Source organism: Bradyrhizobium tropiciagri (genome assembly GCF_018130545.1).
In the GTDB taxonomy this organism is placed as follows: domain Bacteria; phylum Pseudomonadota; class Alphaproteobacteria; order Rhizobiales; family Xanthobacteraceae; genus Bradyrhizobium; species Bradyrhizobium tropiciagri_A.
In genome coordinates, this window is the sequence record NZ_JAFCKF010000003.1 from 483032 (window position 1) to 497414 (window position 14383).

The 14383-nt window shown below is 64.7% G+C and carries 12 protein-coding genes and 1 riboswitch; of the genes, 5 read left to right on the forward strand and 7 right to left on the reverse strand.

Translation table 11 applies throughout. The annotated features are described in order from the left end of the window. Positions 1 to 41: 41 nt before the first annotated feature. Both JQ616_RS15025 and alaS read right to left on the reverse strand, forming a co-directional pair. Complete coding sequence (locus JQ616_RS15025; protein WP_212016314.1) at positions 42 to 1292, reverse strand: cyclic nucleotide-gated ion channel; 1251 nt, start codon at positions 1290 to 1292, stop codon at positions 42 to 44. Positions 1293 to 1303: 11 nt separating this feature from the next. After that, complete coding sequence (gene alaS, locus JQ616_RS15030) at positions 1304 to 3979, reverse strand: alanine--tRNA ligase (RefSeq protein ID WP_212015486.1); 2676 nt, start codon at positions 3977 to 3979, stop codon at positions 1304 to 1306. Positions 3980 to 4179: 200 nt separating this feature from the next. Continuing rightward, positions 4180 to 4272: riboswitch (glycine riboswitch) on the forward strand. A gap of 141 nt (positions 4273 to 4413) precedes the next feature. Between alaS and gcvT the strand changes: the two genes are divergently transcribed. The 4 genes from gcvT (at position 4414) to JQ616_RS15050 (ending at position 9468) form a co-directional block, all read left to right on the forward strand. After that, on the forward strand, positions 4414 to 5559 hold the full coding sequence (gene gcvT / locus JQ616_RS15035) for a glycine cleavage system aminomethyltransferase GcvT (RefSeq protein WP_212015487.1): 1146 nt from the start codon (positions 4414 to 4416) through the stop codon (positions 5557 to 5559). Positions 5560 to 5578: 19 nt separating this feature from the next. Beyond that, positions 5579 to 5944: a glycine cleavage system protein GcvH gene (gene gcvH, locus JQ616_RS15040; protein WP_212015488.1), complete on the forward strand. Its 366-nt coding sequence runs from the start codon at positions 5579 to 5581 to the stop codon at positions 5942 to 5944. 21 nt (positions 5945 to 5965) lie between these two features. Continuing rightward, positions 5966 to 8839, forward strand: a complete 2874-nt coding sequence (gene gcvP / locus JQ616_RS15045) for an aminomethyl-transferring glycine dehydrogenase (protein WP_212015490.1) — start codon at positions 5966 to 5968, stop codon at positions 8837 to 8839. A gap of 191 nt (positions 8840 to 9030) precedes the next feature. Continuing rightward, on the forward strand, positions 9031 to 9468 hold the full coding sequence (locus JQ616_RS15050; protein WP_212015492.1) for an acyl-CoA thioesterase: 438 nt from the start codon (positions 9031 to 9033) through the stop codon (positions 9466 to 9468). Positions 9469 to 9473: 5 nt separating this feature from the next. On the opposite strand, the gene JQ616_RS15055 is transcribed toward JQ616_RS15050, so the two are convergent. After that, a complete protein-coding gene (locus tag JQ616_RS15055) occupies positions 9474 to 10436 on the reverse strand; it encodes a hypothetical protein (RefSeq protein WP_212015494.1) in 963 nt (320 codons plus the stop codon). Positions 10437 to 10541: 105 nt separating this feature from the next. Next, positions 10542 to 11630 carry a recombinase RecA gene (gene recA / locus JQ616_RS15060; protein ID WP_016848520.1) on the reverse strand — a complete coding sequence of 363 codons (1089 nt, stop codon included), beginning with the start codon at positions 11628 to 11630 and terminating at the stop codon, positions 10542 to 10544. Positions 11631 to 13115: 1485 nt separating this feature from the next. Here recA and JQ616_RS15065 point away from each other — a divergent pair. Then, positions 13116 to 13322: a hypothetical protein gene (locus JQ616_RS15065; RefSeq protein ID WP_212015495.1), complete on the forward strand. Its 207-nt coding sequence runs from the start codon at positions 13116 to 13118 to the stop codon at positions 13320 to 13322. A 17-nt stretch (positions 13323 to 13339) separates the two neighbouring features. Here JQ616_RS15065 and JQ616_RS15070 read toward each other — a convergent pair whose 3' ends face one another. The 3 genes from JQ616_RS15070 to JQ616_RS15080 form a co-directional block, all read right to left on the reverse strand. After that, positions 13340 to 13570: a hypothetical protein gene (locus JQ616_RS15070; RefSeq protein WP_212015497.1), complete on the reverse strand. Its 231-nt coding sequence runs from the start codon at positions 13568 to 13570 to the stop codon at positions 13340 to 13342. A gap of 99 nt (positions 13571 to 13669) precedes the next feature. Beyond that, positions 13670 to 13975 carry a hypothetical protein gene (locus tag JQ616_RS15075; protein ID WP_212015499.1) on the reverse strand — a complete coding sequence of 102 codons (306 nt, stop codon included), beginning with the start codon at positions 13973 to 13975 and terminating at the stop codon, positions 13670 to 13672. An 86-nt stretch (positions 13976 to 14061) separates the two neighbouring features. Further along, the gene (locus tag JQ616_RS15080; protein ID WP_212015501.1) at positions 14062 to 14193 is read right to left on the reverse strand and encodes a peptidylprolyl isomerase; all 132 of its coding nucleotides are present in this window, start codon (positions 14191 to 14193) and stop codon (positions 14062 to 14064) included. Positions 14194 to 14383 lie beyond the last annotated feature (190 nt).

Sequence of the window (14383 nt, forward strand, 5' to 3'; positions counted from 1 at the left end):
GCGAAGTGGGTACCGGTTCGCGTGAAGAAAACGCGTCAAAACTAATCCCGGATTCCGCCGTCGGTCTCGCGCGGCGCTTGCGCAATCTCCGCGGCGGCAAGGTCGCCGCCGGCCGTGAGCGGATCGGCAAGTCGGGCCTCTGCGGTCTCCCGGACATGCGCGGCGAGCGCCGGCATGCGCTCGATCAAGGCATGGAAGTCCTGCGCGGCGAGCAGCAAGAGCTTGGTCTTGCGCGTCGCCGTCACCGTACCGGAGCGGTTGGTGCGCCGAAGCAGCGCGATCTCGCCGAAGAACGTGCCGTCGGCCAGCCGCACCCGCTGGTTCGGCAGGTCGATCTCGACCTCGCCGGCGGTGATGAAATACATCGACGCCGCCGCATCGCCGCGCCGCACCAGCACCTCGCCGGCCTCGATGGTCTGCGACCGCAACAGCCGCATGATGTCGGCAATATCGGCGGCGTTGAGATGTGAGAACAGCGGCACCCGCGCCAGCATGCCCCAGGTCACGACGAAGTCGCGGCGGCGGACCTCGTCGGCGAACGCCGTCGAGATGATCGCGACCGGCAGCGCGATCATCGCAAAGCCGACCACGATCGCAACCACGGTGACGATCCGGCCGAGCGGCGTCACCGGGACGACATCGCCGTAGCCGACGGTGCCGAGCGTCACGATCGCCCACCACATCGCCTGCGGCATGGTGCCGAACTTGTCCGGCTGCACCTTGTGTTCGATGCCATAGAGCAGCGAGGCAAACAGCAGCACCGCGCCGGTCAGGATCACCACGCAGCCGAACAGCGTGCGCCGCTCGGCATGCAGCGCCGCCAGCAGCGAGCGCATCGCGGTCGAATAGCGCACCAGCTTAAGGAACGGCAGCATGCCGAACAGCACCAGCGCGGTCTTGTCACCGATCGCAAGCGCGACGGCTGACGGCAGGAAGGCGAGCAGGTCGATGATGCCGAGCGCCGAGAAGGCGTATTCGCGCCGCGCCTGTAGCGGCGTCACGTCGCGCAGGGAGTGGCCGACCACGCTCCAGAGCCGCGCGGCATATTCCAGCGCGAAGGCGGCCACCGCCGCGATCTCGATCGTCGTCAGCAGCCAGCCGAATTGCGCATCGATCTCGGGCACCGAGGCCAGGATCGCCGCCAGCACGTCGACCGCGATGATGGCAACGATAATCCCGGCAAACCGCGAGCCGCCCGAATGCGGCAGATCATCGCGTTCGAGCAGCTCGTAGAGACGGTCGCGCAGTCCGGGATCGCTGATCGTGGGCTTGAGCGGAGCCGTCGCCACGATCAGCCTCTCCGTCAGGCGCCGGCCATCGCCTGTTCGATCGCCGACAGCGCGGCGTCGGCCTTGGCGCCGTCGGGTCCGCCGGCCTGCGCCATGTCGGGCCGGCCGCCGCCGCCCTTGCCGCCGAGCACCTCAGAGCCCTTGCGCACCAGCTCGACCGCGTTGAAGCGCGAGGTCAGGTCGGCGGTGACGCCGACCACGATGCCGGCCTTGCCATCTTCGGTGACGCCGACGATAGCGACCACGCCCGAGCCGATCTGCTTCTTGCCGTCGTCAACCAGGCTCTTCAGGTCCTTGGTCTCGACGCCCTCGACCGCACGCGCCAGCAGCTTGACGTTGCCGACCTCGCGAACGCCGGACGCAGCGCCGTTCGACGCACCACTACCGCCGCCCATCGCGAGCTTCTTGCGAGCATCAGACAGGTCGCGCTCGAGCTTCTTGCGCTCTTCCATCAGGGCCGTGATGCGCGCCGGGACGTCCTCGATCGTGGTGCGCAGCTCGGCCGCCGCGGTCTTCGCCAGTGCCATCGTGTCGTTGGCGTGCTTGCGCGCGTGACGCCCCGTCAGCGCCTCGATGCGGCGCACGCCGGACGCGACCGCGCTCTCGCTGGTCACCGAGATCAGGCCGATGTCGCCGGTGCGGCGAACATGGGTGCCGCCGCAGAGCTCGACCGACCAGCCGAGCGCATTCTGGCCGTGCTCGCGGGCGCTCTTGCCCATCGAGACGACGCGGACCTCGTCGCCGTACTTCTCGCCGAACAGCGCGCGGGCACCGGCTTCGCGGGCATCGTCGACGCCCATGACGCGCGTCGTCACCTCGTCATTCTCGAGCACGACATCGTTGGCGATGTCCTCGACGCGAGCGAGCTCTTCCGGCGTGATCGGCTTCGGATGCACGAAATCGAAACGCAGCCGATCGGGCGCGACCAGCGAGCCGCGCTGCGCGATGTGATCGCCGAGCACCTGGCGCAGCGCCTCATGCAACAGATGCGTCGCCGAGTGGTTGGCGCGGATCGACGAACGCCTGGCGTGATCGACCTCGAGCTGCAGCGCGGTGCCGACATTCAGCGTGCCCTGCTCCACCGTGCCGACATGCACGAACAGATCGCCGGCCTTCTTCTGCATGTCGGTGACGCGGAACTTGACGCCTTCGCCCGTGAGGATGCCGACGTCGCCGACCTGGCCGCCCGACTCCGCATAGAACGGGGTCTGGTTCAGCACGATCGCACCGCTCTCACCGGCCTTGAGACCGTCGACTTCCGCGCCGTCCTTGACCAGCGCCGTCACCACGCCTTCCGCGCTCTCGGTCTCATAGCCGAGGAATTCGGTTGCGCCGAGCTTCTCACGCAGCGGGAACCAGATGGTCTCGGTCGCCGCCTCGCCGGAGCCGGCCCAGGAGGCGCGCGCCTTCTCGCGCTGACGGTTCATCGCGTCGGTGAACGAGGCCTGGTCGACGCTGATGCCGCGCGACTTCAGCGCATCCTGAGTCAGGTCGAGCGGGAAACCGTAGGTGTCGTACAGCGTGAAGGCGGTGTCGCCGTCGAACATGTCGCCCTTCTTGAGGCCGGCGCTCTTCTCGTCGAGGATGGACAGGCCACGCACCAGCGTCTTGCGGAAGCGGGTCTCTTCGAGCTGTAGCGTCTCCTCGATCAGCTTCTCCGCGCGCACCAGGTCCGGATAGGCCTGGCCCATCTCGCGGACCAGCGCCCAGACCAGACGATGCATCAGCGGCTCGCTCGCGCCCAGGAGCTGCGCGTGGCGCATCGCGCGGCGCATGATCCGGCGCAGCACGTAACCGCGGCCCTCGTTCGACGGCAGCACGCCGTCGGCGATCAGGAACGCCGACGAACGCAGATGATCGGCGATGACACGATACGACGCGACGTTCTGCTCGTTCGGCCCATGGCCAAGCGCCGACGCCGCCGCATCGATGAGATGACGGAAAAGATCAGTCTCGAACACGCTCTCGACGCCCTGCAGGATGCAGGCCATGCGCTCCAGGCCCATGCCGGTGTCGATCGAGGGACGCGGCAGCGCCACGCGCTCCTCCTTCGTCACCTGCTCGTATTGCATGAACACCAGATTCCAGAACTCGAGGAAGCGATCGCCGTCCTCCTCGGGGCTGCCCGGAGGTCCGCCCCAGATGTGCTCGCCGCGGTCGATGAAGATCTCGGAGCACGGTCCGCACGGGCCGGTGTCGCCCATCGCCCAGAAATTGTCCGAGGTCGGGATGCGGATGATGCGGTCGTCCGAGAAGCCGGCGATCTTCTTCCAGTAGCCGGCCGCCTCGTCGTCGGTGTGGTAGACGGTGACGAGCAGCTTGTCCTTCTTCAGCCCGTACCCCTTGGTGATCAGATTCCAGGCGAGCTCGATCGCGCGCTCCTTGAAGTAGTCGCCGAACGAGAAGTTGCCGAGCATCTCGAAGAAGGTGAGATGGCGCGCGGTGTAGCCGACATTGTCGAGGTCGTTATGCTTGCCGCCGGCGCGCACGCACTTCTGCGACGTCGTGGCGCGCTGATAGCCGCGCTTCTCGACGCCGGTGAAGACGTTCTTGAACTGCACCATGCCGGCATTGGTGAACATCAGGGTCGGGTCGTTGCGCGGCACCAGCGGCGACGAGGCCACGATCTCGTGCCCGTTCTCCTTGAAGAAGTTCAGAAATGTCGACCTGATGTCGTTGACGCTGCTCATGTTCATCCAATCGGAAAAAGGGGCCGGCCAGCCGCAAAAAGGCGTCATTTTCCGGCCGAACGCTTTTAGACATTGCCAGCTGCGGTGTCCAGAAACTGTGCAGGCGGATCATGGGCTTGCCGCAACAGCACAAAGCCCGTTGATAGTCGTCCGGGTGCGTTGACAGCCTTGGCGGGGCCGTGTTTTGGTCCTACTTGTAAGTAGTCACGTCGGGAGAGACTGGCCCTGTCCTGGGCCGGCGCCGAAGGAGCAACCGCCCCGGAAACTCTCAGGCAAAAGGACCGCGTGACGTCTGACATCTGGAAAGAGGCGCTGGGGTTCTCCCCGATTGCGTCCGCCGACGGGATAATACTCTCAGGCACAGCGACAGATGGGGCTTTCTGCAGGTTTCTCAAGGGGAAATAGGTCCCCGGCGGGAACCGCGAGGGCCCTGTATGCGTGCGCACGAAAACTCCCCGCTGAAACAGACCCCGCTGCACGCGCTGCATCTGGCGCGCGGCGCCAAGATGGTGCCGTTCGCCGGCTATGACATGCCGGTGCAATACACGGCCGGCGTGCTCAAGGAGCATCTGCACACCCGCAAGGACGCCGGCCTGTTCGACGTGTCCCATATGGGACAGCTCGTGCTGAAGGCCAAATCCGGCAAGGTCGGCGATGCGGCGCTCGCGCTGGAAAAACTGGTGCCGCAGGACATCGTCGGCATCGCGCCAGGTCGGCAGCGCTACGCGCAATTCACCAACAATGATGGCGGCCTGCTCGACGATTTGATGGTGGCGAATTTCGGCGACCATTTGTTCCTGGTGGTCAATGCCGCCTGCAAGGAAGAGGACGAGGCGCATCTGCGCGCGAATCTCTCCGATGCTTGCGAGATCGTGTCGCTGGCCGACCGCGCACTGATCGCGCTGCAAGGGCCGAAAGCCGAATCGGCACTGGCGAAATTGTGTGCAGATGTCAGTTCGATGAAATTCATGGACGCCGGCCCGCGCCGCGTCGCCGACATCGACTGCTTCGTCTCGCGCTCCGGTTACACCGGCGAGGACGGCTTTGAGATTTCCGTGCCCGCGGACAAGGCGGAGGCGCTGGTCACGGCGCTGCTGGATAATCCCGACGTGCTGCCGATCGGGCTCGGCGCGCGCGACAGCCTGCGGCTCGAGGCCGGGCTCTGCCTCTACGGACATGACATCGACACCACGACGACGCCGGTCGAAGGCGCGCTGGAATGGTCGGTGCAGAAGGTTCGCCGCAACAGTGGCGCCCGCGCCGGCGGCTTCCCCGGCGCCGACAAGATACTCGCGCAATTCGCTGATGGCGCCGCCCGCCGCCGCGTGGGCTTAAGGCCCGACGGCCGCGCGCCAGTGCGCGAAGGCGCCCCGCTGTTTGCCGACGCCACCTCGGCCGAGCCAATCGGCAAGGTGACCTCAGGCGGCTTCGGCCCGAGCCTCAATGCGCCGGTTGCGATGGGCTATCTGCCGACCGCCCTCTCCGCGGTCGGCACCACCGTTTTCGCCGAAGTGCGCGGCCAGCGGCTGCCGTTGAAGGTCGCCGCCACGCCCTTCGTCCCCAATACCTACAAACGCTAAACGCTGAAGGATCGATCCCATGACGACGCTCTACACGTCCGACCACGAATGGCTCCGCATCGAGGGCGATGTCGCCACGATCGGGATCACTGATTACGCGCAGTCGCAGCTCGGCGACGTCGTGTTCGTCGAACTGCCCAAGGTCGGCCGCAGCCTGAAGAAGGCCGAGGCCGCCGCCGTCGTCGAATCCGTCAAGGCCGCCTCTGACGTCTACGCGCCGATCACCGGCGAGGTGATCGAGGTCAACGAGGACCTCGCTGCCGAGCCCGCACTGGTCAATTCGGATGCCGGCGGCAAGGCCTGGTTCTTCAAGCTCAGGATTGCTGACAAGAGCGAACTCGGCGGCCTGATGGATGAAGCCGCCTACGCCGCGCACACCGCCTGAGGATCATCCGAGGATCAGCCCATGAACGCGCCCTTCAAGCCGATCAACGAAGCCGCCACCGATTTCGTCCGCCGCCACATCGGACCGTCGCCGCGCGACGTCAACGCGATGCTGGAAACGGTCGGCGCCGCGAGCCTGCAGGCGCTGATGAATGAGACGCTGCCGGCGTCGATCCGCCAGAAGGCGCCGCTCGATCTCGGCCGCGCGCTGAGCGAGACCGAGGCGCTCGCCCATATGAGCGAGCTCGCCGCGCAGAACCAGGTGTTCACGTCGCTGATCGGCCAGGGCTATTCCGGCACCATCCTGCCGGCGGTGATCCAGCGCAACATCCTGGAGAACCCGGCCTGGTACACTGCCTATACGCCGTATCAGCCGGAGATCAGCCAGGGCCGGCTGGAAGCGCTGTTCAACTACCAGACCATGATCTGCGACCTCACCGGGCTCGACGTCGCCAACGCCTCGCTGCTCGACGAGGCGACCGCGGCGGCCGAAGCGATGGCGCTCGCCGAGCGCCACTCGCAGGTGAAGGCGAAGGTGTTCTTCGTCGACAAGGAAGTGCATCCGCAGACGCTGGCGGTGATGCGCACCCGCGCCGCGCCGCTGGGCTGGGCGCTGCTGGTCGGCGATCCCCTCACCGAGCTCGACAAGGCCGACGTGCTCGGCGCGCTCCTGCAATATCCCGGCACATCTGGCGCCGTGCGCGACCTCAAGCCTGCGATCGCGTCGCTGCGCGCCAAGGGTGCGCTGGCGATCGTGGCCGCCGACCTGCTGTCGCTGACGCTGCTGACCTCACCTGGCGAGCTCGGTGCCGACATCGCGATCGGCTCGGCGCAGCGGTTCGGCGTGCCGATGGGCTATGGCGGGCCGCACGCCGCCTACATGGCGGTGCGCGACACGCTGAAGCGCTCGCTGCCCGGCCGCATCGTCGGCCTCTCGGTGGATTCGCGTGGGGCACCGGCCTATCGGCTGGCGCTGCAAACCCGCGAGCAGCATATCCGCCGCGAGAAGGCGACCTCGAACATCTGCACCGCGCAGGTGCTGCTCGCCGTGATCGCCTCGATGTATGCGGTCTACCACGGCCCCGAAGGCCTGACCCATATCGCACGCGGCGTGCACCGCCGCGCCACCGTGCTGGCCGCAGGCCTGCGCAAGCTCGGCTTTGCGCCGACCAGCGAGGCGTTCTTCGACACCGTGACCGTCGAGGTCGGACCGAAGCTGATCGAGATCGTGACGCGCGCGCAGGCGGAGCGGATCAATCTGCGCATCGGTGCGACCACGCTCGGCATTGCGCTGGACGAGACCACGACGCCGGAGACCGTCGAGGCGGTGTGGCGCGTGTTCGGCGGCAAGCTCAGCTTTGCCGAGATCGAGGCCGCCGCACGCGAGGCGCTGCCGAAGGAGCTGCGGCGCACCAGCGCCTTCCTCACCCATCCGGTGTTCAACACGCACCGCTCCGAGACCGAGCTCCTGCGCTACATGCGCAAGCTCAGCGATCGCGACCTGGCGCTCGACCGCGCGATGATCCCGCTCGGCTCCTGCACGATGAAGCTCAACGCCACCACCGAAATGATCCCGCTGACCTGGCCGGCGTTCGGCAATCTGCATCCGTTCGCGCCCGCGGATCAGGCCAAGGGCTATCACGCGCTGTTCAAGCGGCTCGAGCAGTGGCTGTGCGACATCACCGGCTATGACGCGGTGTCGCTGCAGCCGAACTCAGGCGCGCAGGGCGAATATGCCGGGCTGCTTGCGATCCGGGGTTATCACCTGGCGCGCGGCGAGCCGCACCGCAAGGTCTGCCTGATTCCCTCCTCCGCGCACGGCACCAATCCGGCCTCGGCCGCGATGGTCGGCATGGATGTCGTGGTGGTGGCGTGCGATGCGCGCGGCGACGTCGACGTCAATGATCTCCGCGCCAAGGCCGAGAAGCACTCGGCCAATCTCGCCGCTGTCATGATCACCTACCCGTCGACCCACGGCGTGTTCGAGGAGCATATCCGCGAGATCTGCGACATCGTGCATGCGCATGGCGGACAGGTCTATCTCGACGGCGCCAACATGAATGCGCAGGTCGGGCTGTCGCGGCCCGGCGATTACGGCGCCGATGTCAGCCATCTCAACCTGCACAAGACCTTCTGCATCCCGCATGGCGGCGGCGGCCCCGGCATGGGCCCGATCGGCGTCAAGGCGCATCTTGCGCCCTACCTGCCCGGGCATCCTGCGACCGACGGCGCGACGGCGCATGCGATCGGCCCGGTATCGGCCGCGCCGTTCGGCTCGGCGTCGATCCTGACCATCTCCTACATCTACATCCTGATGATGGGCGGCGAAGGCCTGACGCGCGCCACGGAGATTGCGATCCTCAACGCGAACTACATCGCCGCACGGTTGCAGCCGCACTTCCCGGTGCTGTATCGCAACGAGCGCGGCCGTGTCGCGCATGAGTGCATCGTCGACCCGCGCGGGCTGAAGACGACCAGCGGCGTCACGGTGGACGACATCGCCAAGCGGCTGATCGACTACGGCTTCCACGCGCCGACCATGAGCTTCCCGGTGGCCGGCACGCTGATGATCGAGCCGACGGAATCGGAGTCGAAGTTCGAGATCGACCGCTTCTGCGATGCCATGATCGCGATCCGCAACGAGATCGCGGAGGTCGAGAAGGGCCGCTGGACCATCGAGGCCTCGCCGCTGCGCCACGCCCCGCACACCGTGCACGACATCGCCGACGATGCCTGGAACCGGGCCTATACCCGCACCGAGGGCTGCTTCCCGGCGGGCGTGTCGCGGTCTGACAAATACTGGAGCCCGGTCGGCCGCGTCGACAACGTCTACGGCGATCGCAATCTGGTGTGCTCGTGCCCGCCGATCGAGGATTACGCGCAGGCGGCGGAATAGCCGCGGCGAATTCCCGGACAAGCGCACCGTTCGGGATGTCAAAATCTGGGTTGAGCCCTGTGGCTCAACCCGTCAGCTGCATCGAAAAGACTTCGCCGATCGGCCGAAGCTGCAGCTAGCACGCCGCGCTCGCAGGAGCGGATCGCGGGAAGAACGATAAGAAACAGGCCCCGCTTGCGGCAGGAGGAAACATGCGCGAGGAATTCTGGTTTCATTTCCCGTTCCGCGTCCGCTATTCCGAGGTCGACGCGCAGGCCGTGGTGTTCAACGCCCACTATCTGACCTATTTCGATACCGCGATCACCGAATACTTCCGCGCGCTCGGTTACGACTATCTCGGCGAGGTGGCGCGGACCGGCATCGACTTCCACACCGTGAAATCGGTCGTCGAATACAAGGCCCCGATCCGGTTCGACGAGGACATCGAGGTCTGCGTCCGCGTCGCGCGGATCGGCCGCTCCTCGATCAACCTTGCACTCGCGATCTTCGCCAAGGGCTCCGACGATCTACGCGCCACCGGCGAGATCATCTGGGTCGCGACCGACCAGAAGACGCATCAATCCGTCGCCGTGACGGAAGACTTGCGGGCGCTGATCGCGAGCCGGGAAAAGGCGCTGGCGCCAGGTTGAGTTGACTACGGCTTGGTCAACGTCGGAGCAACGCGCCAGAGATTGTCGTTGGTGAGGTGCGTGCCGCCCCACCAGCGATCGATCGGGTTATAGCTGCTGAAGTCTTCCTGGTGCGCGATGATCGCTTCGCCGAACTCGGTCAGCCGCGGATAGCTTGCGGCGTAGCGCGCGTGCCAGCTCCTTTTGCTCTGCGGTCGTTCGAGATCGGTCACTGCAGGCGACGGACCGTCCGCGAGGCCGTCGAGCAATGAAAAAATCTCAAGTTCCCCGAATACATTTTCGGGACTCCAGGAACGATGGAGCAGTCCAAGCGCTGAAAAGCCATCGTAACGCGCGATCAGCTCAAGAAGTCGCATCTCAGTCGCCCCCAGCCCGGTCGCGAAAGAGGGCAATTCTGCAGCAACGGCAAGCATGGCCGACCTCAGAAACGGCAGCGAACTAAGATCGCTCCGCAAGCAATTTAGGAAGGGCTTCGGAGTTGCCGCGCAATAGGCTCGCCATGCCGCGCTTCCGGTATTGAGCTCGGCTGCGGTGACGTCGACCGTCAGCACATTCTCCAGCTCAGGCATCTGTTCGGGTGGCATCATCAGATCGAAATCAACAAGAGCCAACTTCAATCTGGCTGCAGTGCCGGGATGAGACCTGAAAAAATCCAGTAGAAAAATCAGCTCTAGCTGGTCGTTTGGATACCTTTCGAACCACAGCTCGATAGCATCATATGGTTCGCAATACCCGATAAACGAAAGGTGCCTGCGAGCCCGGGCTTCATCGGAGAACAATCTCCATGAACACCAATCCGACCAATGACGACCCGGGCCCTGGCCGGAACGCGCGCCAAAATAATCTTCGAGCTCTTCTGCCGGAGGCAGCGGCCCCCGAACGAAGCGAAAGCGAAAGGCAATAACGACCTCTGCCAGACCCGACCGTGCGAGGCGGGAGCCGGAACCAGTCAAAATGAGACGCTTCATCGGCGCAACTTTCTCGACGACGCACAAAACCAAACGGGCGCCGAAGACGTCGGCAACTCAACGTCCTCAGCGCCCGCTTGCAGCGAAATCATATAAACCGGGAGATTACTCCTCCGTCGGCTCCTCGCCTTCGGCGTCGCGCTCGGGCGTGCCGGCGAGGATCTGCTCGGAGATCAGGCCGGAATTCTGCCGGATCGCGGCTTCGATCTTGGCGGTGATGTCGGGGTTCGCCTTCAGGAAGGCCTTGGAATTCTCGCGTCCCTGGCCGAGCCGCTGGCTGTCATAGGAGAACCAGGCGCCCGACTTCTCGACGATGCCGGCCTTGACGCCGAGGTCGAGGATCTCGCCCATCTTGGAGACACCCTCGCCGTACATGATGTCGAACTCGACCTGCTTGAAGGGCGGCGCCAGCTTGTTCTTCACCACCTTGACGCGGGTGGTGTTGCCGACCACTTCGTCGCGTTCCTTGATCGCGCCGATGCGACGGATGTCGAGACGGACCGAGGCATAGAATTTCAGCGCGTTACCGCCGGTGGTGGTCTCCGGCGAGCCGTACATCACGCCGATCTTCATGCGGATCTGGTTGATGAAGATCACCATGGTGTGGGACTTGTTGATCGAGGCGGTGAGCTTGCGCAGCGCCTGGCTCATCAGGCGGGCCTGCAGGCCGGGCAGCGCATCGCCCATCTCGCCCTCGAGTTCGGCCTTCGGCACCAGCGCCGCGACCGAATCGACCACCAGCACGTCAACCGCGCCGGAGCGCACCAGCGTATCGCAGATCTCAAGCGCCTGCTCGCCGGTGTCCGGCTGCGAGATCAGGAGCTCGTCGATGTTGACGCCGAGCTTGCGCGCATAGACCGGGTCGAGCGCGTGTTCGGCGTCGATGAAGGCGCAGATGCCGCCCTTCTTCTGGCCTTCCGCCACCGTGTGCAGCGCCAGCGTGGTCTTGCCCGAGGATTCCGGCCCGTAGATCTCGACGACGCGGCCCTTCGGCAAGCCGCCGACGCCGAGCGCGATATCGAGCCCGAGCGACCCCGATGACACCGTCTCGACATCCATCGAGCGGTCGTTCTTGCCGAGCTTCATCACCGAGCCCTTGCCGAACTGACGCTCGATCTGGGAGAGCGCGGCTGAGAGGGCCTTGGACTTGTCCATGGAGGATCCTTCGACGATACGCAGTGCAGTGGCGGACATTTGGGATGTGCTCCTTATGGCGGGGATTCGCTAGCGGGACAAACGGGCGATGAGGTCGAATGGAATGCGTTGTTGATAGGAAACCTCGTACCACGTTTGTTCTATGTTCGCAATATGTTCTTTCTGGCTGGTAGGTGCTGTCCGTATTTAAGGCTCAGTGTCCCAAGTTGATTTTTGAAGTATCCTAGTTCGGATTAAGCGAACGGAAACCAATGCTTAGCCGTTGTTCTCGGTAGGACTACTGAGTCGGGATGGCTAATGTTCTGCCCATAGCAATCGTTATGGTCCGCCAACCGTTCTCTACAAGGGTTACCGGGGTTCTCCGTGGGTGAACGGAGTTCCTTTCGCATTCAGCGCACGGGTTTGACCCAGATCAACGGGCGCATCGGCAATGTTCGGAAACATGCCGAGCATGACCCGGGACCGCGCCATCACCATCGCAGGATACGCTTCAATAGCGTTTGGGGTGCTGGCTCTCCTTCTCCTGTTCGCAGCGTAAGGCCGTAGAAATACGGGGCTGGGTAGTGGTGGCACAAACTGCACTTTGCGCGGGAATAGTTCCCCGATTAACTTAGGATAAGTGCAGTGACTACCGGGGATGTGCCATGGCCGAAGTACTTGTCCGCATAGGCTATGTCGCACTGGGTCTTTGCCCTATCGCCATAGCCGCCGCTGCTTTGCTCGTTTGAACCTGGCCCGCACGCGCCACGCGGGCCGGTAGACGGCCCCAGCAACGAGCCTTCCCCTACAAGGCCCCCATGTTGCTGGGGCCACTCAACACAGAGGCCGCCTCAGTTGGCGGCCTCTTTCATTGCGCGCTCGTATCATCGGCTTGCGGAGCCGCTACCGGCTTCTCAGGCAGAAGCGCCTTCACGCCATTCAATCGATCAATCACCTTCTGAACGCCAGCCTGATCATACGGCAGCGCCGCCAACTCAACGCAATCGTCCTTAAGCGAAGGCGCTGGGCGTGACGGAAAAGGCGTGGACCATTCGCAGCTTGTGGACGCCGCGCTCTCTGTGGCGCCCGCGCGACCGACTGAGACGCCTCCGGATCGGCGTCGGAAGAATCCCGCCCTGGCCGTGATCCGTAGTTCTCCGGGCAAGAACAAAGTTCCGGATGCATGCAACGCAGGCGCGCCTGGAAAATAACTCCAACATCAAAACGTTATATGCGCGCCCGGCAACGCATTGGCACAATCTGCATACTACCTTGGTACCCCTCCTGACGCCCAAAAAAACTACGTAGCGTTCCAGGGAAGACTCGGGTTCCACCAGTGTTCGTAACATTGGCCGGCCCAACCACCGCCGTTCGCCCGGCGCGGCTCAGGCGATGCCGCCAGCCAACGGATTCCCAACCGGGATCCTATGCTTCGCCCGCACGGGCGCAGCCCATTCCATTAAAAAGTTTGACGCGTGTTATTTATAGTTACAACCTTTGGTTTAATTATCAACGACCGCCATCCATTTTGCGGAACCGTTCCAGATGATTCACAGAGGCGTCGAATTTAGCGTCACGCAGCTCGCGGCCGGCGTCTGGACCTGGCGTTTCCAGATCGGCGACCGGGTCTTCACCGGCAAGACCGAAGCCAAGCTCGACCTCCTGGCGATCCGCCGCGTGCAGTTGCGGATCGACCGCGAGCTGAACAATCTCGGACGGGGGCAGACCCGCGGCCGCAACAATGAGGATTGAGGACGGCTCGGACGGATTCAGTCCGCGCTGGCCAGCCGCCGCATCGTGAACTCGATGTCGCCGCCGGGCAGCTCGCGCCAGCTCTCGACCGCGCTCATATAGGCGGCCTTGGGGTAGCGCTCGAGAAAGTCACGCGCGCGCAGGCGAGCCTGATCGCGTGGCAGGCTGAAGGTCTCGCGCAGAAAGCCGTCATCCGGCTTGCGCCGCGCGGCCATCCGGCTGGCGAGATCGCGCGGACGAAACACCATTGCCGCAACTCCGGACCAACTGACGACACCCCCAATATAGGCGCGGTGCCGGGAGAATCCGAGTCTGCGCCATGCCGTCGAGGCCGACCCGAACGGCGCTTACTGGCTGCGCTGCGTAGGACTGCCGGGCTGCGCGGAGCTGCCGGTCTTGGTCTTCGGCTTGGCGGGGGGATGGGCCGCCGCCTTCGGCGCGTCGCTGCGCACCACGCCCCAGGGATCGGACGATCCCTTGGCGTCGGGAATCTTGCTGAGCGAATCCTTGTAGGCCTTCTGATTGACCGCGTCCTGGTCCTTCTCTTCCTGGGTCTTGGACTTGACCTCAGGCATCAAATTGATGTTCGGCATCTGCGCATAGGCCGGCGCCGACAGCAGCACCGCAACCGCGACTGCGCACAAAACTCTCATGAGAACGCTCCTTGCATTTTCGTCCGCGGTATATCACCGCCGCAAAGCTGTCGCCAAGCATGTCTGGCAGGCGGGCTGTCGCGGCCCTAGAGGTTGTCCGACTTGCAGGATTTCGGCGACTGCATCCAGTCGTCCCAGACCGGACCGCAGCGCGTGCAACCACTGAGCGCCAACCCGATCACAATCACGCCGCCGAGCAACACCAACCTGCGGACCATGTACGCCCCCACACCGCTGACGAAGGGCAATTGGGCGCCGAAACTGGGGCATTTTCATGCCGGGCACGGCGTTTGCAACGCAGCGCAAGCGCGTCGGAACGCAGCGCAAGCGCGTCGGAACGCAGCGCAAGCGCGTCGGAACGCAGCGCGAGCGCGCCCGAGCGCCGCGGCCGTGTGATGATTTGACCGG

What these genes read in the sequence shown, in the direction of transcription:
- recA (WP_016848520.1), bottom strand. Translation starts at nt 11,630, where the DNA reads ATGTCCGCCACTGCACTGCGTATCGTCGAAGGATCCTCCATGGACAAG.
- JQ616_RS15070 (WP_212015497.1), bottom strand. Translation starts at nt 13,570, where the DNA reads ATGGTGTTTCGTCCGCGCGATCTCGCCAGCCGGATGGCCGCGCGGCGC.
- gcvT (WP_212015487.1), top strand. Translation starts at nt 4,414, where the DNA reads ATGCGTGCGCACGAAAACTCCCCGCTGAAACAGACCCCGCTGCACGCG.
- gcvP (WP_212015490.1), top strand. Translation starts at nt 5,966, where the DNA reads ATGAACGCGCCCTTCAAGCCGATCAACGAAGCCGCCACCGATTTCGTC.
- JQ616_RS15055 (WP_212015494.1), bottom strand. Translation starts at nt 10,436, where the DNA reads ATGAAGCGTCTCATTTTGACTGGTTCCGGCTCCCGCCTCGCACGGTCG.
- JQ616_RS15065 (WP_212015495.1), top strand. Translation starts at nt 13,116, where the DNA reads ATGATTCACAGAGGCGTCGAATTTAGCGTCACGCAGCTCGCGGCCGGC.
- alaS (WP_212015486.1), bottom strand. Translation starts at nt 3,979, where the DNA reads ATGAGCAGCGTCAACGACATCAGGTCGACATTTCTGAACTTCTTCAAG.
- JQ616_RS15050 (WP_212015492.1), top strand. Translation starts at nt 9,031, where the DNA reads ATGCGCGAGGAATTCTGGTTTCATTTCCCGTTCCGCGTCCGCTATTCC.
- gcvH (WP_212015488.1), top strand. Translation starts at nt 5,579, where the DNA reads ATGACGACGCTCTACACGTCCGACCACGAATGGCTCCGCATCGAGGGC.
- JQ616_RS15075 (WP_212015499.1), bottom strand. Translation starts at nt 13,975, where the DNA reads ATGAGAGTTTTGTGCGCAGTCGCGGTTGCGGTGCTGCTGTCGGCGCCG.
- JQ616_RS15080 (WP_212015501.1), bottom strand. Translation starts at nt 14,193, where the DNA reads ATGGTCCGCAGGTTGGTGTTGCTCGGCGGCGTGATTGTGATCGGGTTG.